Genomic DNA, 1,202 nt, shown 5'->3' on the forward strand with positions numbered 1-1,202 from the left:
CGGCAGCTTTCCCGCCGACGGCTACGAGGAGCGGGTACGCGCCTGGGCCGAGAGCACGCTCGCCGCCTGGTCCGCCGAGCCCACGGGGTGACCGCCGGGCAACGGACCCGGCCCCCCACCCTCAGCCGTACAGCCGCGCCGTCCGCCACGCCGCCTCCGCGAAGCGGTGGCGCAGGGCGGGCGGGGCCAGGATCTCCGCCTCGGGGCCGAGGCCCAGCAACTGGTGGTACGCCACCTCCAGGGACTCCACCGGCAGCGTCACCGTCACCCGGCCCGCCCCGTCCGGCGGCCCGGCCGCCGCCAGGGACTCCTCCGCCGCCGCCCGGTCCGTCACCAGGCGCAGCAGCCGCGCGCCCGCCTCGCTCAGCCGTACCGTCACCGTCTCCCGCAGGATCGACCGCGCGAACTCCGCCGCCCGCTGTGCCCAGAAGGACGGCAGGTCGAAGGAGTGGTCCCGCTCGAACCGCTCCCCGGACGGCGCCGCCGTCGTGAAGCGGTCCACCCGGTAGACGCGGTACGCGTCCCCCACCCGGGCCGCCAGGTACCACACCCCGGCCTTCAGGATCAGGCCGTACGGGGCCAGCACCCTCTCCCGCTCCCGGTACACGACGTTCAGTACCGCGTCGTCCCACACCGCGTCCGCCACCACCGGCAGCAGCGGCGGCGTCTCCGCCTCCCGCCACCACCCGGGCGCGTCCAGGTGGAAGCGCTGCGCCGCGCTCGCCGGGGCGTCCGCCAGTTCCGGCAGCAGCGCCGCCGACACCTTCAGCCGCGCCGCCGACGCGGCGTCCGCCAGGCCCATCGCCTGCAGCGCGGAGGGCACCCCGGACAGGAACAGCGCCTCCGCCTCGTCCCGGCCGAGACCCGTCAGCCGGGTGCGGTACCCGCCGATCAGCCGGTAGCCGCCGGAGCGGCCCCGGTCCGCGTACACCGGGACGCCCGCCTCCGACAGGGACGCGATGTCGCGCTGGACCGTGCGTTCGGAGACCTCGAGTTCCGCCGCCAGCTCGGCCGCCGTCATGGTCCGGCGGGTCTGGAGCAGCAGGACCACTCTCATCAGACGGGCGGCTCGCATCGTCCCATCATCACAAAATGCGGCGGGCCCGGCCGCCCCCCCGGGTGATGGGGACAGTCGGGGCCGCCGGTGACCGACAAAGATGGCCGACCCCGCCCCCGCGGGCCCAAACCTCACGCGCATTTCG

General features: G+C 76.0%; 1 protein-coding gene. It reads right to left on the bottom strand.

Annotated elements, in window-relative coordinates:
- Positions 1 to 121 precede the first annotated feature (121 nt).
- Positions 122 to 1,075 carry a YafY family protein gene (locus ACFV5N_RS27940; RefSeq protein ID WP_026047276.1) on the bottom strand — a complete coding sequence of 318 codons (954 nt, stop codon included), beginning with the start codon at positions 1,073 to 1,075 and terminating at the stop codon, positions 122 to 124.
- Between the last annotated feature and the right edge of the window lie 127 nt (positions 1,076 to 1,202).

This window comes from Streptomyces sp. NPDC059853 (assembly GCF_042731495.1).
Lineage (GTDB): Bacteria > Actinomycetota > Actinomycetes > Streptomycetales > Streptomycetaceae > Streptomyces.

Bases quoted from the DNA above. Each gene is read 5' to 3' on its own strand.
- ACFV5N_RS27940 (WP_026047276.1), bottom strand. From the start codon at position 1,075: ATGCGAGCCGCCCGTCTGATGAGAGTGGTCCTGCTGCTCCAGACCCGC.